Source organism: Bacteroides sp. 90-K9/2, from assembly GCF_047310725.1.
Taxonomy (GTDB): domain Bacteria; phylum Bacteroidota; class Bacteroidia; order Bacteroidales; family Bacteroidaceae; genus Bacteroides; species Bacteroides vicugnae.
Window position 1 is genome coordinate 286,086 of the sequence record NZ_JBCGVL010000001.1, and the last position, 26,909, is coordinate 312,994.

Annotated in this window: 22 protein-coding genes; 15 read left to right on the forward strand and 7 right to left on the reverse strand. The window is 41.6% G+C overall.

Features of this window, described 5'->3' with window-relative positions:
- Window positions 1-172 precede the first annotated feature (172 nt).
- The 7 genes from nqrF to AAHJ11_RS01020 form a co-directional block, all read right to left on the reverse strand.
- Window positions 173-1,447: an NADH:ubiquinone reductase (Na(+)-transporting) subunit F gene (gene nqrF, locus AAHJ11_RS00990; RefSeq protein WP_148367248.1), complete on the reverse strand. Its 1,275-nt coding sequence runs from the start codon at window positions 1,445-1,447 to the stop codon at window positions 173-175.
- Between the two features lie 18 nt (window positions 1,448-1,465).
- Complete coding sequence (nqrE, locus tag AAHJ11_RS00995) at window positions 1,466-2,092, reverse strand: NADH:ubiquinone reductase (Na(+)-transporting) subunit E (protein WP_148367250.1); 627 nt, start codon at window positions 2,090-2,092, stop codon at window positions 1,466-1,468.
- A gap of 30 nt (window positions 2,093-2,122) precedes the next feature.
- Entirely contained in the window at window positions 2,123-2,764 is a 642-nt protein-coding gene (locus AAHJ11_RS01000) for an NADH:ubiquinone reductase (Na(+)-transporting) subunit D (protein WP_148367252.1), read from the reverse strand.
- Between the two features lie 21 nt (window positions 2,765-2,785).
- On the reverse strand, window positions 2,786-3,460 hold the full coding sequence (locus tag AAHJ11_RS01005; protein WP_148367254.1) for a Na(+)-translocating NADH-quinone reductase subunit C: 675 nt from the start codon (window positions 3,458-3,460) through the stop codon (window positions 2,786-2,788).
- A gap of 13 nt (window positions 3,461-3,473) precedes the next feature.
- Entirely contained in the window at window positions 3,474-4,646 is a 1,173-nt protein-coding gene (locus AAHJ11_RS01010) for an NADH:ubiquinone reductase (Na(+)-transporting) subunit B (RefSeq protein ID WP_004306321.1), read from the reverse strand.
- 121 nt (window positions 4,647-4,767) lie between these two features.
- Window positions 4,768-6,117: a Na(+)-translocating NADH-quinone reductase subunit A gene (locus tag AAHJ11_RS01015; RefSeq protein ID WP_413578930.1), complete on the reverse strand. Its 1,350-nt coding sequence runs from the start codon at window positions 6,115-6,117 to the stop codon at window positions 4,768-4,770.
- Between the two features lie 204 nt (window positions 6,118-6,321).
- Window positions 6,322-7,722 (reverse strand): C1 family peptidase, encoded by a 1,401-nt coding sequence (locus tag AAHJ11_RS01020; protein WP_413578931.1) that lies wholly within the window; start codon window positions 7,720-7,722, stop codon window positions 6,322-6,324.
- 218 nt (window positions 7,723-7,940) lie between these two features.
- Between AAHJ11_RS01020 and AAHJ11_RS01025 the strand changes: the two genes are divergently transcribed.
- From AAHJ11_RS01025 to AAHJ11_RS01095, 15 genes are all read left to right on the forward strand, one after another.
- Entirely contained in the window at window positions 7,941-9,170 is a 1,230-nt protein-coding gene (locus AAHJ11_RS01025) for a BamA/TamA family outer membrane protein (protein WP_320974667.1), read from the forward strand.
- Window positions 9,171-9,307: 137 nt separating this feature from the next.
- Window positions 9,308-10,054, forward strand: coding sequence for a TolC family protein (locus AAHJ11_RS01030; protein ID WP_055236218.1), 747 nt, complete (start codon window positions 9,308-9,310; stop codon window positions 10,052-10,054).
- A gap of 11 nt (window positions 10,055-10,065) precedes the next feature.
- Window positions 10,066-12,291, forward strand: coding sequence for a hypothetical protein (locus tag AAHJ11_RS01035; protein ID WP_320974666.1), 2,226 nt, complete (start codon window positions 10,066-10,068; stop codon window positions 12,289-12,291).
- A complete protein-coding gene (locus AAHJ11_RS01040; protein ID WP_320974665.1) occupies window positions 12,281-13,612 on the forward strand; it encodes an O-antigen ligase family protein in 1,332 nt (443 codons plus the stop codon). The genes AAHJ11_RS01035 and AAHJ11_RS01040 overlap by 11 nt, the downstream gene beginning before the upstream one ends.
- Window positions 13,609-14,583 carry a glycosyltransferase family 2 protein gene (locus AAHJ11_RS01045; protein WP_320974664.1) on the forward strand — a complete coding sequence of 325 codons (975 nt, stop codon included), beginning with the start codon at window positions 13,609-13,611 and terminating at the stop codon, window positions 14,581-14,583. Before AAHJ11_RS01040 ends, AAHJ11_RS01045 begins: the two co-directional genes overlap by 4 nt.
- Window positions 14,584-14,595: 12 nt before the next feature.
- On the forward strand, window positions 14,596-15,792 hold the full coding sequence (locus tag AAHJ11_RS01050) for a glycosyltransferase family 2 protein (protein ID WP_320974663.1): 1,197 nt from the start codon (window positions 14,596-14,598) through the stop codon (window positions 15,790-15,792).
- Between the two features lie 88 nt (window positions 15,793-15,880).
- Entirely contained in the window at window positions 15,881-16,996 is a 1,116-nt protein-coding gene (locus AAHJ11_RS01055; RefSeq protein ID WP_320974662.1) for a glycosyltransferase family 1 protein, read from the forward strand.
- A gap of 1,001 nt (window positions 16,997-17,997) precedes the next feature.
- Window positions 17,998-19,113: a glycosyltransferase family 1 protein gene (locus AAHJ11_RS01060; protein WP_281219743.1), complete on the forward strand. Its 1,116-nt coding sequence runs from the start codon at window positions 17,998-18,000 to the stop codon at window positions 19,111-19,113.
- Entirely contained in the window at window positions 19,106-20,560 is a 1,455-nt protein-coding gene (locus tag AAHJ11_RS01065; protein WP_281219744.1) for a lipopolysaccharide biosynthesis protein, read from the forward strand. The genes AAHJ11_RS01060 and AAHJ11_RS01065 overlap by 8 nt, the downstream gene beginning before the upstream one ends.
- A 41-nt stretch (window positions 20,561-20,601) precedes the next feature.
- Window positions 20,602-21,729 carry a glycosyltransferase family 1 protein gene (locus AAHJ11_RS01070; RefSeq protein ID WP_320974661.1) on the forward strand — a complete coding sequence of 376 codons (1,128 nt, stop codon included), beginning with the start codon at window positions 20,602-20,604 and terminating at the stop codon, window positions 21,727-21,729.
- Between the two features lie 28 nt (window positions 21,730-21,757).
- Entirely contained in the window at window positions 21,758-22,933 is a 1,176-nt protein-coding gene (locus AAHJ11_RS01075; protein ID WP_281219746.1) for a glycosyltransferase family 4 protein, read from the forward strand.
- Window positions 22,930-23,682: a glycosyltransferase family 32 protein gene (locus AAHJ11_RS01080; protein ID WP_320974660.1), complete on the forward strand. Its 753-nt coding sequence runs from the start codon at window positions 22,930-22,932 to the stop codon at window positions 23,680-23,682. The genes AAHJ11_RS01075 and AAHJ11_RS01080 overlap by 4 nt, the downstream gene beginning before the upstream one ends.
- A gap of 18 nt (window positions 23,683-23,700) precedes the next feature.
- On the forward strand, window positions 23,701-24,558 hold the full coding sequence (locus tag AAHJ11_RS01085) for a glycosyltransferase family 2 protein (RefSeq protein ID WP_281219748.1): 858 nt from the start codon (window positions 23,701-23,703) through the stop codon (window positions 24,556-24,558).
- Between the two features lie 27 nt (window positions 24,559-24,585).
- Window positions 24,586-25,362: a class I SAM-dependent methyltransferase gene (locus AAHJ11_RS01090; RefSeq protein ID WP_413578934.1), complete on the forward strand. Its 777-nt coding sequence runs from the start codon at window positions 24,586-24,588 to the stop codon at window positions 25,360-25,362.
- Complete coding sequence (locus tag AAHJ11_RS01095) at window positions 25,346-26,902, forward strand: CotH kinase family protein (protein ID WP_281219750.1); 1,557 nt, start codon at window positions 25,346-25,348, stop codon at window positions 26,900-26,902. Before AAHJ11_RS01090 ends, AAHJ11_RS01095 begins: the two co-directional genes overlap by 17 nt.
- The last annotated feature ends 7 nt before the right edge of the window (window positions 26,903-26,909 follow it).

Consider the following 26,909-nt stretch of genomic DNA (forward strand, 5'->3'; position numbering starts at 1 on the left):
AACTATCTTTTAAACAGACATAAAATAGATAGAAAACATAGCGGAAAGACATCATGGAATACCCTAAAAAAGAAGCGGGAAATCCAAGAAGCACTACTGCTTTTCAGATTTCCCGCTCTGTTTTATATATTCTTTCCGGTCATTTTACCGACCGATTGTTCTCTTCCGCGAATTATCCTCCGAAGTTATCGAACATCAGGTTCTGTGCCGGAACGCCAAGATCGTCAAGCATCTTCTCAACAGCTTTCGACATCGGGCCAGGACCACACATATAGTATTCAATATCTTCAGGAGCTTCGTGATTCTTCAGGTAAGTTTCGTAGATTACGTTGTGAACGAATCCCGGAGTATACTTCACGCCTGCAGCATCAGCAGCAGGATCCGGACGGTCGAGTGCCAGATGGAAAGTAAAGTTCGGGAAATCCTTTTCGATCTGCAGGAAATCTTCCAGATAGAACACTTCATTCAATGCACGAGCACCGTAGAAGTATGACATCTTACGATCAGTAACGTGCAGCGTCTTGGTCAAGTGCATGATTTGTGCACGCAACGGAGCCATACCGGCACCACCACCAATCCACATCATTTCCTTGTTAGAATCCAGAATCGGGTGGAAGTCTCCGTAAGGACCGCTCATTATTACCTTATCACCTGGTTTCAGGGTAAAAATATAAGAAGAAGCGATACCCGGCATTACGTCCATAAATCCAGGACCCTGTTCTTTCGGTTTGAACGGCGGAGTAGCGATACGTACTGTCAACATGATACGGTCACCTTCGGCAGGATAGTTGGCCATAGAGTAAGCACGAATTGTTTCTTCGTCATTCTTACATTTCAGTCCCATCAAACCGAATTTCTCCCATGCAGGCAGATATTCGTCACCGATCAATTTTTTATCAATGTCCTTGTCATAATCCATTGAGAATTTAGGAATCTTGATTTGTGCGTAAGAGCCCGGGATAAAGTCCATGTGTTCGCCTTTAGGCAAAGCAACGATAAACTCTTTGATAAACGTAGCCACGTTCTTGTTGGAGATTACTTCGCACTCCCACTCCTTCACACCCAAGATAGATTCGTCGATCTTGATAGCCATATCACTTTTCACTTTCACCTGACAGCCCAGACGCCAGTGGTCTTGTTGCTGTTTACGGCTGAAGTGAGGAACTTCAGAAGGCAGGATTTCTCCACCACCTTCGAGTACCTGGCATTTGCACTGTCCGCAAGAACCCTTACCACCACAAGCAGATGACAGGAATACTCCGTTTACAGACAGCGTATTGAGCAAAGTAGAACCGGAAGCCACTTCCAATTCCTTTTCGCCGTTGATTGTCAGTTTCACGTCTCCTGATGGCACCAAGAAATTCTTGGCAACCAACAAGATTACAACAAGCAACAGAATAACCACAAGGAATACCCCAATGCTCGCTAATATTAAATTCATATCCATTGTCTTATTCCTTTCTTTTTAGATGTTCAAACCAGAGAAACACATAAATGCGATTGCCATCAGACCTACTGTGATAAATGTGATCCCCAATCCTTTCAACGGAGCAGGTACGTCAGAGTAAGCCATTTTCTCGCGGATAGCAGCCAGACCTACGATAGCCAGTAACCAACCGATACCGGAACCCAATGCATAAGAGAGAGCATCCCAGATATCTCCAATGTATTTCGGATCGCTTGGAGCGAGATTGATACGTTGCTGCATAAACAGAGAAGCACCCATGATAGCACAGTTAACGGCAATCAACGGCAGGAAGATACCCAGTGAAGCATACAGCGACGGACTGAAGCGCTCTACCACCATCTCCACCAACTGCACGATACCGGCAATAACGGCAATGAAAAGAATAAAGCTCAAGAAACTAAGGTCGACACCTTCAATGATAGCATTAGCAGCCAGCACTTTGGTTTGCAACAAGTAGTTCACCGGAAGCGTTACCAGTAACACGAAAGTCACAGCAATACCCAGTCCTACGGCAGTCTTCACATTCTTCGAAACAGCCAGGTATGAGCACATACCCAGGAAGAATGCGAATATCATATTGTCCACAAAGATAGAGCGGACGAATAAACTTAATAAATGTTCCATATCTTTTAATTAAGAATTAAGAATGAAGAATTAATTACTTTCTTCTTGCAGTTCTTTGTGACGTGCACGTTGATACCATATAATGCAAGCTACGATAATCAATGCCATCGGCGGCATCAACATCAAACCGTTATTTACGTATCCGATATTCCGGATAGGCTCATAGTTCAGGATATTGAAACCGAGCAATGTTCCCGAGCCAAGCAGTTCGCGGAAGAAAGCGACGATTATCAAAATTTTGGCATATCCCAAACCATTACCTACACCGTCCAAGAAAGACTCCCAAGGACCATTCTGCATGGCAAATGCTTCCAGACGCCCCATCAGGATACAGTTAGTGATAATCAAACCTACATATACAGAAAGCTGAACACTTACATCATAAGCATACGCTTTCAGAACTTCACTTACAATAGTTACCAAAGCGGCTACCACTACCAACTGAACGATAATACGGATACGGTTAGGAATGGTTTTGCGCAACAATGAAATAACGACGTTAGCAAATGCAGTAATCACTGTTACTGAAAGTCCCATTACAATAGCAGGCTCCAGTTTTGCAGTGACAGCAAGTGCAGAACAGATACCGAGCACCTGTACGGTTACCGGGTTATCAATTCCCAACGGAGCAGAGAATACTTCTTTATTTCTCTTTGAAAACAGTTGTCCCATATTCTATCTTTCTCCTCCTTATTATTTAGTTAAAAAACTCAAGTAACTATTCAGGCAAGTCTTCAGCATGGCATCTACACCTACAGAAGTGATTGTACCACCAGAGATACCGTCCACCTGATATTCAGGTTTTTCCACCTTGCCATTCTTCACAACTCCAAGAGCAATAGAGCCATCCTCCAAAGTCTTCTTTCCAACGAATTCATTCTGGAAATGTTCGGTTGCAATTTCAGCACCCAAACCCGGAGTTTCACTAGCGTGTGAGAAATAAGTACCGTAAACGGTATCTTTATCCTCGTTCAGTGCAACATATCCCCAGATAGCTCCCCAAAGACCGGCACCATAAACAGGAACCACATATTTGGTCTGACCGTCCACTTCGCATACAAACACGTGCAGACGTTGTTGTTCTTTCGCTTCTTTCTCGTAGTTGGTAGCAAATTCACCTGTATTTTCAGTCAGCGTACCGTCTACGTTCATCAGCATGTCCCCTTTCACATATTTCTTATATTCAGCATCCGCATCTTCCACATTTTTAATGTTCAATGCAGCGAGTATCTGTTTCTTAGTGTCCAACTGCACATTCTTATCTTGTGTAGATTTCAATGAAGAACTAACGAATGCCAGCAGGAATGCTACGATAATAACCATTACCGAAGCATAAATGATAGTATAACTATTACTATTCGTATTCATTTTCTTTCGGTATTTATTGGTTAGACTTGATAGCGCGTTTTTCGCGACGGCTGATGTTACCCTGTACTACACAGTAGTCGATCAGCGGAGCGAAGATGTTCATCAGCAGGATGGCAAGCATCATACCTTCCGGATAACCCGGATTCAGTACGCGGATAACGATAGCCATCACACCGATCAGGAATCCGAAGATATATTTACCTCTTTCCGTACGAGCGGAAGTCACAGGGTCAGTAGCCATAAATACGGCACCGAAGCAGAAACCACCGAGAACGAGGTGTTCGTACCAAGGCATTTGAGCCATTGTGTTGTTTTCCATGCCGATTGAGTTGAATACCCATGCCATAAATGCACCACCGACAAATACGGAAATCATTGTCTTCCAACTAGCAACGCCTGTCCAAAGCAAGATAACCGCACCAATCAGAATAGCGATCACGCTGGTTTCACCGATAGAACCCGGAATCAGACCTGTAATCATATCCATGTTGAATGCAGGAACACTACCAGATGTAGCAGCTTGTCCCAGCGGAGTGGCAACGGTAAGTCCGTCTACGCTTTGTCCCAGACCGAAAATGCTGTCGCCTGATACCCAAACGGCATCACCGGACATCTTAGTCGGATATGCGAAAAACAGGAATGCACGCGTAATCAACGCAACGTTGAATACGTTCATACCTGTACCACCGAATACTTCTTTTGCAAAGATAACAGAGAATGCAGTAGCTACGGCAAGAATCCACAGCGGACAGTCAACCGGAACGATCATCGGGATCAAGATACCGGAAACGAGGAATCCTTCCTGTATTTCTTCTTTCTTCCATTGAGCTACCACGAACTCAATACCCAAACCTACTACATAAGATACGATAATTTTAGGCAGTACTGCCAGGAATCCGTATGCAAACATTTCGATAAAGCTGCCAGTAGCACCCGTGTGAGTGAAATGCTGGTAACCTACGTTATACATACCGAACAGCAAAGCCGGTACCAACGAAATAACCACAATCGACATGATGCGCTTGCTATCAATTGCGTCATGTATGTGCGTTCCCGTTTTCGCAGTCTTGTTGGGCACGAACAGGAATGTTTCGAAGCCGTCAAACACCGACTGGAATGCGTGGAATTTGCCGCCCTCTTCAAAGTTCGGCTTTATCTTATCGAGATAATTTCTTAACGCTTTCATTTATTAAATTGAGAATTGAAAATTGAGAATTGAGAAATAGCTACGCTGTGTTTACCAGAAGACAATTTCATAAAGTCTCAACTATCATTTTTTAATTTTTAATTTTTAATTCTTAATTCTCCTATGCCATTTCCGAACGGAGCATATCAAGTCCGGCACGAACGATGCGTTGCAGTTCCATCTTCGAAGAGCAGACGAATTCGCAAAGAGCGAAATCTTCAGGAGCCACTTCATAGATGCCAAGTGCTTCCATACGGTCGATGTCACCGGCGATGATTGCTTTAATCAGATATTCGGGCAGGATATCCATCGGGAATACCCTATCGTATTCACCCGACATAATCATGTGACGTTCGCCACCTTTGATGCGGGCATCCAGCGTATATTCCTTCTTACCCATCAACCAGCTGAAATAAGAATGGTTGGCACTGAACTGGTTGAAGCGCGGCATGATCCATCCGAGCATTTCGTGAATGTCGTCACCTTCGGGGATCACAGTCAGTTGGCTGTGGAATGCTCCCAAGAATCCGTTCGGAGATACTTGCTTTCCTGTCAGCACATTACCGCTGATATAGCGTAAGTCTTTGTCTTTTGTTACATTACCGGCAAACACGTTGGTGAGCAATGCGCCTACCCGGAGTTTGCAGTATGCAGGTTTCAACACTTCGGAACCTGTCACAGCTATTGTACGGGTGAAATCTACACGACCTGTATTGAAAAGGCGGCCAATGAAGATTACGGCTTGCGGATCAATAGTCCATACCGTTTCTCCCTTGGATACGGGGTCGAGATGGTTGATCTGAACACCTACATTACCCACAGGGTTCGGTCCGTCGAAAGCGGTGATTGTAACATTCTTAGCCTGTGTCAGTGCAGCAGCGTTCTGTTTCACACTGATATTCAGATAGGTTTTTGCCAGTTTGGCAAGAGCATCAAGTCCTGTCTGGAAGTTTGTTTCTTCACCTTTGAGGGCAAACTCAAAATCCGGAGCTAACGGATTAGTGTCGAATGCGGATACAAAGATTCCTTTCGGAGTGACCGTCGGATCAGCAATGATGTCATAAGGGCGCTGTTTGATAAACGCGAAAAGTCCGGCTTCCAACAAAGCGGTTTTCACAGCTTCAGCATCCATCGAAGCAACATTCTTTTTTCCAAAATCTTCATAGTCCTGCTCTGCAGCAGCTTCCACTACGATGTTCAACACCTTACGACGAGCACCACGTTCAACACTCGTCACCACGCCGCTCACCGGCGAAACAAATTTCACTTCAGGATGATACTTGTCGATAAACAAGGGTCCACCAGCCATTACATACTCCTGCTCTTTCACGACTACCTTAGGCGTCACTCCAGGAAAGTCATCGGGTACGAGTGCGTAGAACCCCGGTTCTTTTACTGTTGCGTACGTTTCAGCAGCTTTACCTTTCAGGTTTATGTCAAGGCCTTTACGTAACTTTATTACATTTGCCATGCTAGATAAAATAATGGTTTCATAAATTTGCCGCAAAAGTAATAAATAAGATTGGGATTCGGGAGGAAAAAAGAAAGGAATTACGGAAAAATATCCGTAATTCCTTTCGTGTTCGTGCACGTTCTTTCTTTTGTCTCTTTGAAGCAAAAGAAAGAACCAAAGAAAAATTGGAGACCTCGCGGCATACAGGTCTATGCAAAGTGGTTATTCCTCTCCGGCAAACATAGGGTCCCAGGCAGGAAGTCGAATAGGTTTCTGTTTCAACACCTCAAGAGCTTTTTTCGATGCGTATTTCGTTTCTACTACCAGACGGAACATATATTCATCAAACCAGTCATCCGTCATGATGAGATGTCCTTGATAACCGGAGGTTGCTCCCCAACTATTTTCAACCATCCATTTCGTCGGTTTTCCGTTTTTGTCAAGATCGACGGCCATAAGAGTCATGGCGTGACTGGAGCCACTGGCGAAACTTTGGATGCGTTGCTTCTTGTTCATGCCAAAAGAAGTACCCATAAGAGATTCGTAATCGTAGTTTTTGACATCCAGTAAACCACGATCGGAGTTTAGGAATTTACCTACATCGCAAGAAAAATACATCATTGTGCTATCCTTGAGAGAAGAAATAGCCATTTCTTTGATGTCCTCGATGGGGAGATTGACATACGTCCAGTTTTTGCCGTCGTAACGGTGGCGGTCGTAGTCTATCTCATAACATTTATAATATTCACGGCTCGGATCGTTCATTAACATGACATAATTGTCAATCAGTTTTTCGTCACCATACTTCTTCAGGAAAGAAAGCGGAGTGTAAGTTTCGGTAGATACAGGCTCGCCTTTAGCGTTGTATTCAGTCCAGGTAAACTCAGTGGGAGGAACACCGAGATTCAGCACTAACATGCGATAGATGGTGCTCAACATTTCTGTTTTTGTTTTCTCAAGGGCAGCAGGTTTGGCACCTTGCGCAGCGAGATCACGGAGTTGAAGCCCCTGCTCACGAAGTTTCAGGGCGATCAGACCTGCCATGCGGGAGGTATTTTCACTGCTATTGGTTTCCGGCATCACATCTTTGGGAACAAGCCCGTATTTACTGACGATATCGGCTACACCGATGAATGTTCCACCGTCACTCAAAGGATTGCGTAAGAGCCATTCCACCATTTTATCGTCCATCGGCTTACTGCTGGTGTCGATAATACCTTGTAGAAAGAGATTAGCTTTCTCCAGCTGATCGAAGAAGAAAGGATAAGTTTGCGAGAATTCGAACGAGCCGAGGTTATGCTTGGCAATCGCTTTGGCACGCATCACATTCAGACCAGTGAAAAGCCAGCAACGACCGGAAGATTTCTGATCGGTAATACCTTTGGAAGGCACTTTGATGGAGAAATGTGTATCCATCCCCTTCAGGTTATCCTGGTTGAGAGCCAGTTTACGGATGTCGTTGCTGCCGATAGCGTTGCGGATAGCCTTGTCGGCAGGAGTGTTTGCGTAACTCTGCTTGATTTGTTGCATCATGGAGTCGCTGATGCCACCTTTCACTTCTTGCGCTTGTGTAGAATAAGAAAAAGCACAGAAAACAAAAATTGATAAAATCTGTTTATTCATTGATATAAGTAATTAATTAATAGGCTGACGGATCATGATACACTAATAAATACAGTTTGAATGTATGAGATTAAATCATGCGATTTTATTTATCAGCATATCGGAAAACATCATATTCCGCAAAAATACGATTCTTTTTTAGATTTATTATCTAAGAATATCAAAACTAATTGGAATAAAAGAGTTTTCTTTGCAGTCAAATTCCTCACAGAGAAATTATGAAGAAATATATAATAGGAATATTGATGATGCTTCCATCCATCAATATGATGTCAGCCGCGGCTAACAGTACGGCAGTAAAGAGCGATGTAGATATTGAAGACATCCCGTCAGATACCATTCCTGCCCTTTCAAAGCACGAGTTGCGCCGCCAACGTGTAGCAAAACGAAATTTGCACTATAACATATTAGGTGGTCCCAGCTACACACCGGACTTCGGTGTATTGGTAGGCGGTAGTGCCTTGATGACGTTCCGGATGAATCCGAGTGATACCACCCAACGACGTTCGGTAGTGCCAGTGGCCATTGCCTTGATGTTCAAAGGCGGGCTAAACGTGATGACAAAACCACAACTCTTTTTTAAAGGCGACCGCTTCCGTATCTTCGGAACTTTCTCATATAAAAATACAATCGAGAATTTTTATGGCATCGGCTATTCCACTAATAAAGATTATGAACGTGGAGAAGACACCAGCGAATACCGTTATAGCGGCATCCAAGTAAACCCCTGGTTCCTGTTCCGTCTGGGAGAAAGCAACATTTTTGCAGGTCCCCAAGTCGATTTGAACTATGATAAAATTACCAAACCGGCTGCCGGAATGGTTAATGAATCCTCGTATATAGCGGCAGGAGGTACAGAAAGCGGATACAAAAATTTCAGTTCCGGACTTGGTTTCCTGCTGACGTATGACACACGCGATATTCCTGCAAATGCATATAGCGGAACCTACCTCGACTTTCGGGGAATGATGTATAATAAAACGTTTGGCAGTGATAATAATTTTTATCGCCTCGAAATAGATTACCGCCAATACAAAACAGTAGGCCGTCGCAAGGTGATAGCCTGGACAGTGCAAAGCAAAAACGCATTTGGAGATGTTCCTCTGACGAAATATGTACTTAGCGGAACCCCTTTCGACCTTCGTGGTTACTATATGGGGCAGTTTCGTGACAAGTCCTCGCATGTAATGATGGCCGAATACCGCCAGATGATAAATACAGACAAAAGCACCTGGGTGAAAAAGATGTTGAGTCATATAGGATATGTAGCTTGGGGAGGATGCGGATTTATGGGACCTACTCCGGGTAAGATAGAAGGTGTGCTTCCCAACCTCGGATTGGGATTACGCATTGAAGTTCAACCCCGTATGAATGTACGCCTCGACTTCGGAAGAGACATGGTGAACAAGCAGAATTTGTTCTACTTCAACATGACAGAGGCTTTCTAATACCATTTAAGCGACGATCTGTGCACAATTTACACGAAAGATTGTAAAATAGATAATAAAAGACTGCACATAAATGAAATTAATCCTTATATTTGCGCAAGCTATAACACAGCAAGAGCAAATAATAGGATTTTTTTATGAAGCAATTTATATGTTTTTTTTCGGGGCTATTACTTCTATTCGTCTCTACCACTCGTGTAGTTGCACAAGAAGTGTCTGACTATTCTCAACTAAGTGAAGAAGATTATAGTAAAATAGTTCTCCCCCCACTATCAGTTTTATTCGAAAACGCTAAAAACAGTCCCATCTATGAGATGGCGGATGTAAAGGCAACGATAGAACGCAAATTACTCAAAAAAGAAAAATGGGCATTTTTGGGTTTCTTCAGTTTACGAGGGAGCTATCAATACGGAATGTTCGGTAATGAGTCCACCTATACGGACGTGGCAGTCGCCCCATATCTTACCTACTCCACCCAGGCACAAAACGGTTACACAGTAGGCGCAGGTTTAAGCATCCCCTTGGATGATTTATTCGACCTCAAAGGACGTGTCAGTCGGCAAAGACTCACATTAAAAAGTGCAGAGTTGGAGCGGGAAGTGAAGTATGACGAAATCAAAAAGAATATTATTGAGATGTACGCAATGGCTACCTCACAGATGAGAGTTCTTCAGATGAGAAGCGAGAGTCTTGTGCTTGCCAATGTGCAATATGAAATATCTGAAAAGAATTTTGCTAACGGAACGATAGAGTCTACGGATTTATCGACAGATAAAGAGCGTCAGTCTCAAGCCCGTGAAGCATATGAGAAAAGTAAGTTTGAACTAACAAAGAGTTTAATGATACTTGAAGTTATTTCACGCACCCCCATCATACGAAAATAAAAAACTAAGATATGAACTTTATCATTTCTATTATACGGACCCTTTTTCGCCATCGTTGGCTGATATTGATAGGAACCGCTCTCTTCACATTGATGGTCATATATTATACACGCCACATGCGGGGAGGATATGATGTAAAGGCTACACTCTACACAGGTGTAGCATCAGGATATAACCTGGAGAGTGATAAGCGTACCGACTGGGCAACAGTACAGAATTCGATGGATAATCTAATCAGTATCATGCAAGCTGAAAGTACACTCAAAAGAGTATGCTTGCGGCTATTTGCCCGTATCCTCATCCAAGGAAGTCCAGATAAAGAAAATAACGGTATTACAGCTTCCAGCTACAACTACACCTACAATCATTTAAAAAACAGTCCAAATGGTAATGAGATACTGAAACTAATCGATAAATCAAGTGAAGACAAAACAGTAGCCAATCTGGAAGCATATATGCGCCCCCACAGAGACAACTACATATATGGATTATTTTATTATAATCACCCATTTTACAGCTATAATGCACTGAAAAATATAAAAGTGCAACGCCGTTTGACCAGTGATTTGTTGGACATCAGTTACTCATCTGGTGATCCCGGTATTGTCTATAATACTGTCAGTATCCTGATGGATGAATTTGTAGAAGAATACCGCCGTATACGTTACGGGGAAACAGATAAAGTAATCAAATATTTCGAAGAAGAGTTGGCACGGATTGGCAAACAGCTTCGACTGGAAGAAGAGGATTTGACCAAATATAACGTACAAAAACGTATCATCAATTATCTGGATGAAACAAAAGAAATAGCTGCTATCAGTAAAGAGTTTGAACTAAGAGAACAAGATGCACTGTTTGCATTCAATAGCACTAGATCCATGCTTGAAGAATTAGAAAAACACATGGACAGTAATGCCAAACAGGTGCTCAAAAACATGGAGTTTGTAGATAAACTGCGAGAAGCATCCAACATTACCAGCAGAATTTCAGAAGCTGAAGCAATGACTGATTCCAAGAAAGAGGATTCTCAGTCAGTAGAAAGTGATAAAAAGCAGTTAGCTAAAATCAAGCAAGAACTGAATGATCTGACAACTTCTTACGTTGGTCATAAATACACCAAAGAAGGTGCTTCACGAACCAATATCATCGATCAGTGGCTAGAACAAACCCTACTCTATGAAAAAGCTAAAGCAGAACTCCTTATCGTGCAAAATGCTCGTCAGGAATTGAACGAGCGATATGTATTTTTCGCACCGGTAGGTACAACTATCAAGCAAAAAGAACGTTCTATCAACTTTACCGAACGTAATTATCTGACTGTATTGCAAAGCTACAATGAAGCCTTATTAAGAAAGAAGAATTTGGAAATGACTTCTGCGACCTTAAAGGTATTGAATGAGCCGACCTATCCGATTGCGTCCAACTCAACTAACCGGAAGCAAATTGTTATTGCCGCTTGTATAGGAAGCTTTATTATTATAGTAGCTTTATTACTGTTGATTGAAATGCTTGACAGAACTCTACGAGATGCCAGTCGTAGCAAACGAGTAACCGGTTTCAAAGTTATAGGCGCTGTTCCCAGTACAAAATCCTCCCGTTATGGTGGATTAGCCAAAACTTATGTCCAAATTTCCATAAAAGAGTTGAGTAATGCGTTACTTCGTTTCTTAACCAAGCGCAAGTCTCCAGGTGTATTCATCATCAACCTCTTCAGTACCAGCGACCATTCCGGGGAAGAAGAACTAGGAAATTTGATCTGTGGATATATGCAAAGCCGTATGCTAAATACAAGATTCATTACCTACGGAGTAGATTTCAACACAGACTCCACACAATACCTGCTTGCAAAAAATATCACAGACTTTTATACTTTACAAGGAGAAGATATATTGATAGTTGCCTATCCACCATTGTCTAAGAGTAATATCCCGAGTGCGCTACTACATGACGCTAACGCCAACATTTTGGTAGCCCCAGCAGACCGTGGTTGGAAAACTATTGACAAGCAACTTTGCGAACAACTTATGCAACAACTGGGTAAAACTGATGTTCCATTCCGTCTCTGCCTCACCAATGCTTGTCGCGAAGCAACAGAGGACTTTACAGGACAACTTCCTCCCTATACATTATTACGTAGAATCGGTTACCGTTTCAGTCAATTGTCATTAACAGAAAAAATGATATTCAACCTCAAGAGAAAAGCAAAAGAAGCAGAAGACGAGGACGATGACGAATAGGGTAATTACATTCCATATCCTGCTTGCCGCACAGTTTGCGCTGATTGCGGTAAGTATGCTTGTAAACGTTAAGACAGGACTATTCTCAATGGTACTTATCTTACTGTTTACCGCCATCTGTCTAATACAACTTAGCAATGACGAGCGTACAAATTGGAAACCCGGTCAAAATATAATGACCTACCTCTTTATTGTCTGGCTACTGTTTTACGTAGCAGAAATATTGAATCCCAACAATGTGATGGCAGCATGGAACATCAATCTCACTCCATACGCCCTCATTTCGTTAATATGTGCATTCGTCGTTCCGGTTGTCATACGTACCAAGAAGGACGTTGAACTACTGCTAATAATATGGTCGATATTCGTCATAATATTCACCCTAAAAGGTTATTGGCAAAAAAATCATGGTTTCAGCTCCAAAGACCTTTATTTCTTGCATGTACTGGGAGGCGCACGCACTCACATTATCTGGTCGGGAATCCGTTACTTCTCCTGCTTCTCAGATGCCGCAAACTATGGTGTACACGCTGCCATGTCGGCAGTCACCTTCGCCATTGCTGCATTTTTTGTTGATTCGAGATGGAAGCGTATCTACTTCCTTTTTATCGCTTTTTGCGGTATTTACGGAATGGGGATTTCCGGAACCCGTTCTGCCATGGGTGTTCTTATGGGTGGTATGCTAATGATAACCATCATAGCTAAAAACTGGAAAGCACTATTAGGCGGCATATTCATATCCATTAGTGTATTTGTGTTTTTCTATTATACCAATATTGGAAGTGGAAATCAATATATCCACAAAATGCGTTCCTCTTTCCATCCTACGGAGGACGCTTCATACCTCGTACGTATTGAAAACCGGCAAAGAATGAAAGAATTGATGGCAAGAAAACCTATCGGATACGGCATCGGACTCTCTAAAGCTGGAAATTTTGAATCAAAAGAACAAATGCCCTATCCTCCCGACTCATGGTTGGTAGCCGTTTGGGTAGAGACAGGAATCGTCGGTCTGATTCTCTATCTTGCCATTCATGGTGTCCTCTTTGCGTGGTGTTCATGGATATTAATGTTTAAAGTACGCAATAAAAGTTTACGCGGATTAATAGCAGCATGGATATGCATGGACGCAGGTTTTTTCATAGCCGCTTATGTCAACGACGTAATGCAATACCCTAATCAATTGACTGTATATATAGGATTCGCACTCTGTTTTGCTGCTCCACATATTGACAAACGTATCAGCGAAAAGAAAGCGGAAGAAGAAACAGTAACGGAAGAAGATTTAATATCCACCCAAGAATTCAACGAACAAAAATGACAAACAATACTCCGGACATATCATTTATAACAATCTGCTATAACGGATTCAAAGACACCTGTGAGTTGATAGAGTCCTTGCAAAGCAAGATACACTCTGTGAGCTACGAAATCATTGTTGTTGACAATGCCTCACGCGAAGACGAAGCAACCCAAATACACAACCTGTATCCCTCCGTCATTGCTATCCGCAGTAATGAGAATGGTGGTTTTTCCGGTGGTAATAACATAGGCATCCGGGCAGCAAAAGGCAAATATATATTCCTTATTAATAATGACACCTACATTGAGTCAGACAATATCGCATATTTAATAGAACGACTGGAAAGTCGTCCGGAAATAGGAGGAGTATCACCTAAGATACGTTTCGCATTTCCACCGCAACACATACAGTTTGCCGGCTTCACCCCTTTATCACAAATCACACTACGTAACAATATGCTGGGATTCGACTGTCCGGATGATGGTACATTCGACACTCCCCACCCCACTCCTTACCTGCATGGCGCCGCCATGATGATAAAGCGGGAAGTCATTGAAAAAGTTGGAATGATGCCAGAGATATTTTTTCTCTATTACGAAGAATTAGACTGGAGTACGAGTATGACCCGTGCTGGATATGAACTGTGGTATGACCCTCGCTGTACCGTTTTTCATAAAGAAAGCCAAAGTACAGGACAGCTAAGCAAACTGCGTACTTATTTCCTGACGCGCAACCGTCTGTTTTATGCACGACGCAATCTGAAAGGATGGAACCGTATCGCCTCCATCCTCTATCAAAGTACCATCGCTGCCGCAAAAAACAGCCTGGTCTATGTACTTAAAGGACGTTTCGACTTAAGCGCTGCAGTATTCTATGGAGTAAATTCCGGGCTTTTCCGCTCTTCATCTGAAAAGAAGAGCACTATTCTACCGAAAAAGGGAGGTACTCCCCTATACGAATTATCCGAAAAGCAAACTACCACTGTATAAACTCTAAATACTATGAATATCGTCGATTGGATTCTCTTCACCCTCCTTGGACTTTGCGTATGCTACTTATTGCTATACGCGATTGCCTCCAAATTCTACCGGGCACCCCATTTTCCGGAAGCCCGCACATTCCGGCGTTTTGTCGTACTCTTCCCAGCTTACAAGGAAGACCGTGTTATTGTGTCCTCCGCGCGCAGTTTCCTAGAGCAGGATTACCCACAGGAATTATTCGACGTCATCGTTATTTCCGACCAAATGCAATTTGCAACCAATGACACACTGCGTTCTCTGCCTATTTGCCTACTGATAGCGGATTACAAAGAAAGCTCCAAAGCTAAAGCCCTAACAATGGCAATAGATTCTATCGAAGGCGAACCTTACGACATTGTAGTCATCATGGATGCCGACAACCTGACTTCCCCGGATTTTCTGGCAGAAGTAAACCGTGCATTTGACAACGGTGTAAAATCTGTACAAGCTCACCGAACAGGCAAGAACCTGAACACAGATATTTCTGTTCTCGACGGTATTAGCGAAGAAATCAATAACGGCATTTTCCGCAGTGGGCACAACGCCCTTGGACTTTCAGCTGCTCTGTCCGGTTCAGGAATGGCTTTTGAAGCAGAGTGGTTCAGGCAAAATGTGAAACACCTCGAAACGGCAGGTGAAGACAAAGAGTTGGAAGTATTGCTTTTACAGCAACGAATTCACACCACTTACCTGCCACAGATACCAATCTATGACGAAAAGACACAGAAAGAAGAAGCCATCAGCAATCAACGTAAACGTTGGATAGCTGCACAATTCGGCATTCTCCGCAGTTCACTGTCCGGACTATGGAAAGCAATCTGTCAAGGCAATATCGACTACTGTGACAAAATAATACAATGGATGCTTCCGCCACGATTGATACAACTGGCAGCTGTTTTCGGACTGACGCTTATTTTCACTGCTATCGGCATCTGGTTAAGCCTTCAAAGCAATTCCTCCGGACACGAATGGACAATAGCCATTAAATGGTGGATATTATCTGCAGCCCAGATAGCAGCAATGATACTCCCTATACCGAACAACCTGCTCAACAAGCAATTAGGAAAAGCTATCATCAAGATACCCATGCTGGCACTTACCACTATCGCCAATCTATTTAAGTTGAAAGGAGCCTACAAGAAGTTCATCCATACAGAGCATGGAGAAGAACATTCATAACCAGAATTTACTTAACGCAGCAACTTTAAAAAAAGCCTTATTATAATAAGAAAGAAAAACATCATCACCCCACTAAAAAGAAAAGATTATGAAAATAGCCATTGAAGCCCAACGTATCTTCCGTCCTAATAAACATGGAATGGATTTCGTCGCTCTCGAAACAATTCGAGAGTTACAGAAAATGGATCATGAGAATGAATACTTTATCTTTATTAGTCCGGGCGAAGACAGATGCCTCGAAAGTTCGGACAATGTACATATCATCGAATTAAAGTGCCCCACATATCCGCTTTGGGAACAAGTGGCTCTTCCTCGAGCAGTGAAAAGCATTAAACCTGATCTGTTACATTGCACCAGCAACACGGCTCCTCTCCATTGTCCTGTACCATTGGTGCTGACACTACATGACATTATTTACCTAGAAAAACGACAGTCGTCCAGCCTGTCATGGTATCAGGAAATGGGGTGGCATTATCGTCGGCTCGTCGTCCCCCGTATACTTCCCAAATGCAAAAAGATTATCACTGTCTCACAATTCGAACGAAAGCGGATTCTCGAAGCGTTACACTTACCAGAAGAACAATTAGTAGCTGTGTACAATGGCTTCAACAGTCACTTCCATCTACAACCGAAAGCTCCTGAGATAACCCGGAAATATATCGATGCAGAAAACTACCTGTTCTTTTTGGGAAATACTGATCCTAAAAAGAATACCCCAAGAGTATTAAAAGCATACAGCGACTACCTGAAACAGTCGGTACAAAAACTCCCATTACTTATTGCCGACCTCAAAGAAGACGCTATCGACCGGATCTTGGAAGAAGAAAAGATAACTGAAATCAAAAGTTATCTTCGCTTCCCCGGATACATTGCGAATACTGATCTTCCAGCACTTTATGCTGGAGCATTCGCATTCCTTTATCCTTCTCTTCGGGAGAGCTTTGGTATCCCGATGTTGGAAGCAATGGCCTGTGGAACACCTATCATAGCAGGTAATACATCGGCTATGCCTGAAATAGCCGGGGAAGGTGCTTTACTAGCCGACCCGTTTAATACTAAAGACATTACAGAAAAAATACTGCAACTGGAAAGTGATGAAACATTCTATCAGAAACAAGTAGAATATGGATTAAAACGCAGCCAACAGTTCTCTTGGCGGAACACAGCAGAGTCACTGCTAGATATATACAAAGAGTTTGCTTAATAAAAAAATAATAATTAGAAATAACAAAAAGAGCGGGGCTTCTATAACAGTGCCCCGCTCTTTTTGTTCGCCTCATGAATTCTCATGTGGTCTCCAGGCATCCCACTATTTTTTATCAAATTTTCGAACGACATAGTACATAGGTAAAAAAAACATCTATCATACTATCATACATTTCAATAATCATCTAATTATCAAAAGAATAAACATGAAAGATGACTTTCAAAAAATGTATCTATCATATTTTTATTGCAAAAAACAGGTATCTATCACGTCTATACTATGTCTATTTTAGTATAGTATTAGATGAAATTAGCCTTTAAAAGGCATAAAGATGCACACTTTATAGGAAATAACCTGTATCTGACAGCTTAATAATCTATTGGGAGCGGTGGTCTTTCTATAGTTCACACATGCAGGCTGTATAGCCCACGCATGTAAACCGTACAGCCTACACATATGGGCTGTGCATCACACAGATGTGGGCTATAAACTTATCGCTGTTAAAGTTGGATTATTAAGCCATGATAATCGTATTTATACGGATTAATTACAACAAAAGCAAGCTATCTCATGCATATAAGACTTTTATTCGGCTATTTTGTAGATGATAGATAACCTGTTTTTGCTAGTAAAAGTATGATAGATACATTTTTTTAAAGCCATCTATCATACTTATTCTTCTAATAGTAAGGAGACTATTAAAATGCATGATAGTATGATAGATGTTTTTTTCACTATGTAGTATTTAGCTGAACGTTTTTCTGTGTCATCAACATTCACAACATTTGTTACCAGATAGTAAAAGCTCTGTTAAACGAGAAATGCCAATAAAGAAGAGGCTATACTCTTAAAATACAGGAAGCTTGGTGCGAACAAGAAGAAGAATGGTTCGTTCAAGGAGCCGAGCAATGAAAAGAAGATCAAAAAAAGATAGTTATTTTCATATCTTTTATTACCTTTGTGGCACAGCTTAGCTGTTCAAAATCAAAGGAAAAAACATGAATGAGAGTGAAGACACAAGCAATCCATCGGTAAAAGCACTCATTGTCTTTAGAGAAAACGGGGATACGGACAATTTGTTCGTACCAATTTTGTGCGATGCGATCAGGATGGCTGGCATTGACGTGCGATGTTCCACAAAAGAGTTTTGGGACTCGGATACGGATTATGATATCATACATTTCCAATGGCCGGAAGAAGTTATAGGCTGGACATGTAGCAACCCCGACACTATTCGCCGACTGGAAGAACGTATCCGTTTTTTTCGTTCACGAGGAACACGGTTTATCTACACACGACACAATGTCCGTCCACATTATGCTAATGAAATCATAAGCCGGGCCTATGATATTATCGAATCGCAGAGTGACATCGTCGTACACATGGGGCGTTTCAGTCGCGACGAATTTCTCACAAGATATCCTGACAGCCAGAATACAGTGATCCCTCACCACATCTACCAATACACTTACAAAGAAGATATCAGCGTAGAACGCGCACGCCAATATCTCAATCTCTCGCAAGATGCATTCATTGTCACTGCCTTTGGAAAATTTCGCAATCGTGAAGAAATACGCATGGTGCTCGGAGCGTTCCGCAGCTGGAATGAGGAACGCAAGATGCTGTTAGCTCCACGCCTCTATCCTTTTTCAAGACACAACAACTATGGCAGAAATTTCCTCAAACGATGGATTTCAAGGGCCGGATATTATCTATTCATGCCACTGCTTAACCGTATATATAAACTACAGGCAGGAGCCAACGACGAGCTGATAGACAACTGTGACCTGCCCTACTATATAGCTGCTTCAGACGTGATATTCATCCAACGGAAAGACATATTAAATTCGGGTAACGTACCCCTTGCTTTCCTCTATCACAAAGTGGTGGTAGGTCCCAAAGTGGGAAACATCGGCGAACTGCTTTCCGAAACCGGTAACCCGACATTCAATCCCGATAACAAAAAAGACATCTTGCGAGCACTCGAAGAAGCCCGCCGACTTGCCGCATGGGGACAAGGGGAAGTGAATTACACGTACGGCATGGAAAATATGAGCATCCACAAAGTGGGACAAGCATACGCACAAACATATAAACAAGCAATCAATGGCTAATAACATTAAGAGTCAATTATTTTCAGGGGTATTTTACACTGCATTGGCTAAATACAGCGGCGTCTTCATATCCCTTGTCGTAGCAGGAATACTGGCCCGCCTATTATCACCGGATGACTTCGGAATCGTAGCTGTCGCTACCGTAATCATCGCGTTCTTCAATCTTCTCACCGACATGGGAGTATCTCCCGCCATCATCCAACACAAATCGTTGACTAAAGATGATTTGTCGGATATTTTTTCATTCACCGTATGGACAGGTATCGGAATCAGTGTCTTATTCTTCGCTTCTTCGTGGATTATTGCCGATTATTACCAGAGCGATACTCTACGGACTTTGTGTCAACTGCTGTCTGTCAACCTCTTTTTTGCCTCTGCCACCATCGTGCCGGGAGCATTGTTCTACCGGAACAAAGAATTTAAATTCATAGCTATCCGTAGTTTCGTTATTCAAATCTCCGCAGGTGCAGCCGCCGTGACCGCTGCCCTTTGCGGAGCAGGACTATATGCATTAATTATCAACCCGATTGTATCCAGCATACTGATATTCGTTATCTCCTTTCAGCGTTATCCGCAACGGCTGCGCTTCACATTGGGGTTGACGGTACTCCGGAAGATATTTTCCTATTCTGCCTACCAATTCCTGTTCAACGTCATCAACTATTTCAGTCGAAATCTGGATAAACTACTGATTGGCAAATACATGGGCATGTCCGACTTAGGATATTATGAGAAATCTTACCGCTTGATGATGCTGCCTTTGCAGAATATCACACAAGTCATCACTCCGGTGATGCACCCTATTTTCAGTGATTTTCAGAATGACAAAGGAAAACTGTTAAGTTCTTACGAACACATTGTCCGTTTTCTTGCCTTTATTGGTCTTCCACTTAGTGCACTGCTTTTCTTCACAGCAGAAGAAGTGACAATTATTATTTTCGGTAATCAATGGATGCCGTCCGTACCTGTATTCCGAATTCTGTCACTCTCCGTAGGGATTCAGATTATACTTTCTTCGTCCGGTTCCATCTTTCAAGCAGCAGGCGATACACGGAGCTTGTTTGTGTGCGGAGTATTTTCATCTGTACTCAACATGGCAGGTATATTGCTCGGAATCTTCTACTTCGAAACGCTGACAGCAGTGGCAAGTTGTATCGTGATAACGTTCACCATCAACTTTATACAATGTTATTGGCAAATGTACCGGGTAACTTTCCAAAGAAGTGCCTGGCCATTCATGCGTCAGCTTATTTCTCCATTGATAATTAGCACTTTGATAGTGCTAGCCCTTATTCCGATGCAATATGTACTGGAAGGAATGAATATTTTTGTGACAATTATTGCTAAAGGAATAATTAGTTTTATTATCTTTGGGGGATATATACAGGCTACGCATGAGTATGACATTATAGGGAAAGTGCGGAGTATCATGTGTAAGAGAAAGTAAATAGACAAAATAAACAATATACAGAGATTTATATATAACGAATGAAAGCCTTGTTCCTTATATTCCATGGCTTTGACAAAGCCAATGGAATTAGTAAGAAAATACATTATCAAGTGAAAGCCCTCAAAGAATGTGGAGTGGACGTTCGCCTGTGTCATTACGATATCACCGCTTATGGTGAACGCCGCTGGATAGTAGATAACGAAGTCATTGCCGACTTTGGCACAGGAGCTGCCGCCAAAGTTTGGAAACGTGTCTATTATTCTCCTATTATAGAATATGCCCGCCGCGAAAAAATCGAACTGGTATATATCCGTTCCCATCACAACGCCAATCCGTTTACCTTACGACTGGTGAAACTGTTAAAACAGACAGGTGCCAAAGTGGTAATGGAAATTCCAACTTATCCATACGATCAGGAATACACTTCCCGGTCTATGAAATTTTATTTGCTCATCGACCGTTGCTTCCGACACCAACTAGCTAAACATCTGGACGGCATTGTCACTTTCTCCAACGCGGAAACGATCTTTGGAGGAAAAACCATACGTATCTCCAACGGGATAGACTTTGATGCCATTCCCATGAAGCAAAGCCAAAATGACACTTCACATGAACTGCATCTTATCGGTGTAGCCGAAGTACACTATTGGCATGGATTTGACCGCATGGTGAACGGAATGGCAGAGTACTACCGGACTAACCCCAATTATAAAGTATATTTCCACATCATCGGTCCACTATCCGGCGAACGGGAACGGGAAGAAATTCTGCCTGTCGTCCGCAACAATCATTTGGAACCGTATGTTATCATGCACGGACCATTACATGGTGAGGAACTGGATATCCAATTTGAAAGAGCAGATTTCGCTATTGGTAGCCTCGGACGCCATCGAAGCGGTATCACTTATATCAAGACACTGAAAAACCGTGAATATGCCGCACGGGGATTTGCCTTCACATATTCGGAAATGGACGAAGATTTTGACTCCATGCCTTATGTATGGAAGGTTCCTGCTGACGAATCGCCAGTAGACATCCCGACGTTGGTTGAATTTCAGAAGTCATTGAAAACCACGCCACTTGAGATTCGCGAATCGGCCCGTCCATTATCATGGAAAGCCCAAATGCAAAAAGTAATTGAGAAGATAGGATTTAAGACACAGTAAATATAACCAAAGTTACAAACAATAGTTGATGAGCAAACAGATTAAAATAGCCTACTGCATTCCCTCTCTCTATTACCCCAGCGGTATGGAGCGGGTGTTAACGCTAAAAGCAAATTATTTTGCTGAACATTTCGGCTATGAAATACATATCATTCTGACAGACGGCAAAAACAAGAAGCCTTATTATGAACTTCACCCGTCTATCACCCTCCACCAACTGGATATTAACTACGATGAAATGTACGGGCGCACTTTGCCAAAAAGGATTCTCGGATATTGGAAAAAACAACGATTGTTCAAAAAGAGACTTAATGAATGCCTCTGCAACATCCGTCCGGATATTACAATCTCCCTCCTTCGCCGTGATATTAATTTCATCAATAAAGTGAAAGACGGAAGCATAAAAATCGGAGAAATCCATTTCAATAAATCCGACTACCGTGCATTCAATGACAATCACCTTCCCATGTTCTTGCAACGGATCGTGAAGGAACACTGGAGACGACAACTCATACGTCAGTTGCGCCAACTGAAACGCTTCATCGTTCTTAGCCATGAAGATGCCGCTCAATGGACAGAGTTAAACAATGTAAGCGTGATATACAATCCACTTCCTTTTTACCCGGGAGTATCTTCCGACAATTCACAAAAACAGGTAATAGCTGTCGGACGATATGTACCGCAAAAAGGATTCGACCGCCTGATTCCTGCCTGGAAGATTGTCAGTGAACAACATCCAGATTGGACGCTACGCATTTACGGAGATGGCATGCGCGAAAAACTACAACAACAGATTGACTCGCTTGGCATTTCATCCAATTGTGTTCTGGAGCATAGCGTACCGAATATTGTAGACAAATATTGCGAAAGTTCCATATTTGTCCTATCGTCACGGTTCGAAGGGTTTGGAATGGTTATCATTGAAGCAATGGCCTGTGGCGTCCCTCCGGTGTCATTTACCTGTCCCTGCGGTCCGCGCGACATCATTACTGATGGCAAAAATGGTCTATTGGTAGAGAATGGAGATATCGAAGGCTTGGCAGGGAAAATATGTTATCTCATTGAGAATGAAAAAGTACGGAAAGAGATGGGCAAACAAGCACGCATCAATGTGGAACGTTTCAAGATTGAACACGTGGCACAAGAATGGAGAGAGTTATTCGAAACATTAACAAAACAACCTTATAGCGATCAATTATCATGATACCAAAACTAATACACTTATGCTGGCTAAGCGGAGATCCTTATCCGCATAAGATACAGAAATGCCTGGACAGTTGGAAGAAGCACCTTCCCGACTATGAAGTTATGTTGTGGGACTGTAACCAATTTGATCTGAAAAGCAGTCTGTGGGTAGAACAGGCTTTTGCAGCCAAAAAATATGCTTTTGCGGCAGATTACATCCGCATGTATGCTCTCTATCACTACGGAGGTATTTATCTCGACTCTGACGTAGAAGTGCTAAAAAGCTTTGACGAATTTCTGAAACTTCCCTATTTTGTAGGAGCTGAAAATGCAGGCACTATCGAAGCAGCTATCATAGGCGCGGAAAAAGGATGTGACTGGGTAAAAGCTTGCTTGGATTATTATCAAGACAGGAAGTTTGTAAAAGAAGACGGGCAAATGGATATCCGTATGCTACCGGAAATAATGAATGAGACGATACAGAAACTGAAATCTGTATATAATCTTCCATCCGGAAGCAGGATTAATGAATTGGAAAAGATAGATATGCAGACAAAGGTATGTGTGCTTCCGTGTGAATACTTTTCTCCAAAAGTCTTCGATTCGCGACAAGTGATTTTGACTCCATATACGTATGCGATCCATCATTATCAAAACTCGTGGTTCTCACACAAAGCATTTTTCTATTACCGTACAAGAACGCTTCTTATCAGAATATTCGGGTATCGGTGCGTCAGAAATATAGAGAGATTCTTACGAAAAAAATAATATAAATTAGATACAACTATGAACAAATGGTACAGTAAATATCTGCAAGTATACGAAAAACCGTTCTCTGAAGCTTCTCCATTCATAGTTGAAGAAGTGCGCCAGAATATTGCAAAATTACAAAGCAATAACCCAATTGTCACAGTGTCACTGATCGGGTATAATGAGGAAAAGCATTTACTTGCCTGTCTATGGTCTTTGAGCGAAATGCAATGTAAATATCCTGTTGAGATTATCGGTGTAGACAACGAATCAAAAGATCGGACAGCCGAAATTTTTCAAGCATGTGGAGTGCCTTATCATACGGAAACCCAGCATAGCTGTGGTTTTGCCCGACTTTGTGGTTTGAACAACGCACGGGGAAAATATCATATCAATATTGATTCCGACACGATGTATCCACCCAAGTACGTAGAAATGATGGTGGATGCTTTAGAGCGTCCGGGAGTGGTGGGAGTCAGCTCCTTATGGAGTTATATTCCTGACGAAAATCATTCACCGTTCGGATTGAAAATCTATGAAGCTGCCCGTGATTTGCATCTGTGGATGCAATCTTTTAAACGTCCCGAACTTAGTGTACGCGGTCTTGTATTTGCCTATCGCACAGAGTATGCAAAGAAAACAGGCATCCGCACGGATATTATTCGCGGTGAAGATGGATATCTGGCTTTACAGCTTAAACAATTTGGTAAAATCGCATTTGTACGTAACCGTAAAGCACGCGCAGTAACAGGATATGGAACGGTGGGGGCAGACGGAAGTTTATTCAACAGTTTCAAAGTGCGCGTTGTAAAAGGGTTGAAAGGTATTGGAGGTATATTCACAAAGAAAAAAGAATATAAAGATGAAGATAGCAATCTGATTAAAAACAAATAACTTTCACACACTCTAAAAAAGAATACTATGATTATCCGTAATCCATATGACAGAGATGACCTGAATATTGGTAAGAAAGACAGGGTACTAGAAGTAGGGTCGGGACATAATCCGACTTACCGGGCTGATGTTATTGTAGAGCAGTACATAGAAACGAACTATCACCGATGCGGAAATCTTAAGATTTATCCACACCAGGATTTTATCAATGCAAACGGAGAAGCATTGCCGTTTAAGGATAAGGAGTTTGATTATGTGATTTGTAACCAAGTACTTGAACACGTTAAAAATCCGGCAGATTTTATTCGTGAACAATGCAGAGTATCTAAGAGAGGATATATGGAGACTCCTAGTCTGTTGGGCGAGTTTCTTTTTCCCAAAAAATCTCATAAATGGATTATCCTCTATCTGGATAAAAAACTAATTCTTTTTGAGAAATCGAGGATGCCGGGAAATTATGAAAATAATTATGGTGAACTGTTTCTAAATTATCTGCCTTACCAGTCGCTGACCTACAAACTGCTATGGCTCACCGAAGGAGACTTGATGCTGAACCGATGCGAATGGAAAGATAATATAGAATTCATCGTTAACCCGATTGATGAAAAATATACTGATTTCTTTACCAAACCGTGGAGCCGGCAGATGGTGGAACAGTTATATCCACGCAGAAGTGCAGTAAAAGAATTAAAGAAAGTGGGTAGCGCTCTCTATTATATGATAAAAAATAAAGTAAAAAATAAGACTCATAGACATGTTCCGATAACTTTGGAGGAATATATGAAAAATGAAAAGAAAAAATAATATGATACTCAATTTTGTCTTATCTAAAATGTTTATAAGATCGGCATGTACTCTATCGATTGTACTATTGTCTAGCTCTTGCATTGATACAAAAAACAATTTGTTTATTGACAAGGGGAATTTACTTTCGTTCAAATTTGAAAAAAAATTAAATCCTCAATTAGCAGAAGATATAGAACTACCTATATATACTAGTCATAATAAATTAACTTGGTATTTAGACAAACCCATTGATGCAAGCAACCTAATAGCCTCATTCAGTACAGAAAGAGGTAAATTATACATCAACAATAAAGAACAAAAAGATGGAGTAACCGCTAACGATTTCAGTGAAATCATCACATATACCTTTAAAGGAGATAATGGAGAAACAAAAGATTATCAAGTCCGATTGTTACCATATACAGGACTGCCAGTTGTCATAATCAAAACTAATGGAGAACACCCACTACTGGATCGGGAGAATTGGCTCACTGCATCATTCGAAATTAAAGGAATGAATCATTTTGAAGATTTCAAAGATTCTATTGAAGTAAAAGGAAGAGGAAATGGTACATGGAGATTTCCTAAAAAACCATTCAATGTGAAACTAAACAATAAATCAAGCATACTTGGAATGCCTAAACACAAAAGATGGAGCTTCCTCGCTAATTATAGAGATAGAACCTTACTTCGAAATGATGTCACATTTCATATCGGCTACATAGCTGACAACCTACAATGGACCCCCAAAAGCCAATTTGCTGAAGTAATCTTTAATGGTGAGTATCAAGGGAACTTCCAAGTTTGCGAACAAATCAGAGTTGACAAAAACAGAGTTAATGTTAAAGAATTAACTGCAGAAGATATGGATGAGCCACAAATTACTGGTGGATATCTATTAGAATATGACTCATATTATGATGAACCTAACAAATTCAGGACTCCCATCAACAATTGGCCGGTCAACATAAAAGAGCCAGATGAAAAAGTGCTCAACAAAGCGCAACTTGAATACATAGAAAACTATACAAACACATTTGAAGCACTTCTTCAGGCTGGAGAATATGAACAAGTATACAACGAATATATCAATGTTGAGTCCTTTATCGACTATTGGATGGTACAAGCAATAGTTGGAAATAAAGAAATGGGATACATATATAGTGTATACTGCTATAAAGACCGCAATAAGAAATTGTATGCCGGCCCATTATGGGATTTTGACTATACAACTTTTACGACAGAAGCCGAGAACAATAATAAAAGTGCTGTCTGGTACAAATATTTATTCAAAGATCCTAATTTCAAAAGAAAGGTTGTAGAACGTTTCTACCAACTTAAACCACAGTTAATAGGGATTGCTGATTATATCTCCGAAAAAGCAACTGCACTTTCTCTGTCTGAAAAGGAAAATTCAAAATTATGGCCACTATCAAATCTTGATAGTACCATCATACCAAACAACGATGAAAAATTATCGTTTAACGAAGCAGTCAGTCGAATGAGAAGTATTTATCTAAAAAGATTGGAATGGATTGAACAGCAACTAAATAATTAATTTTATA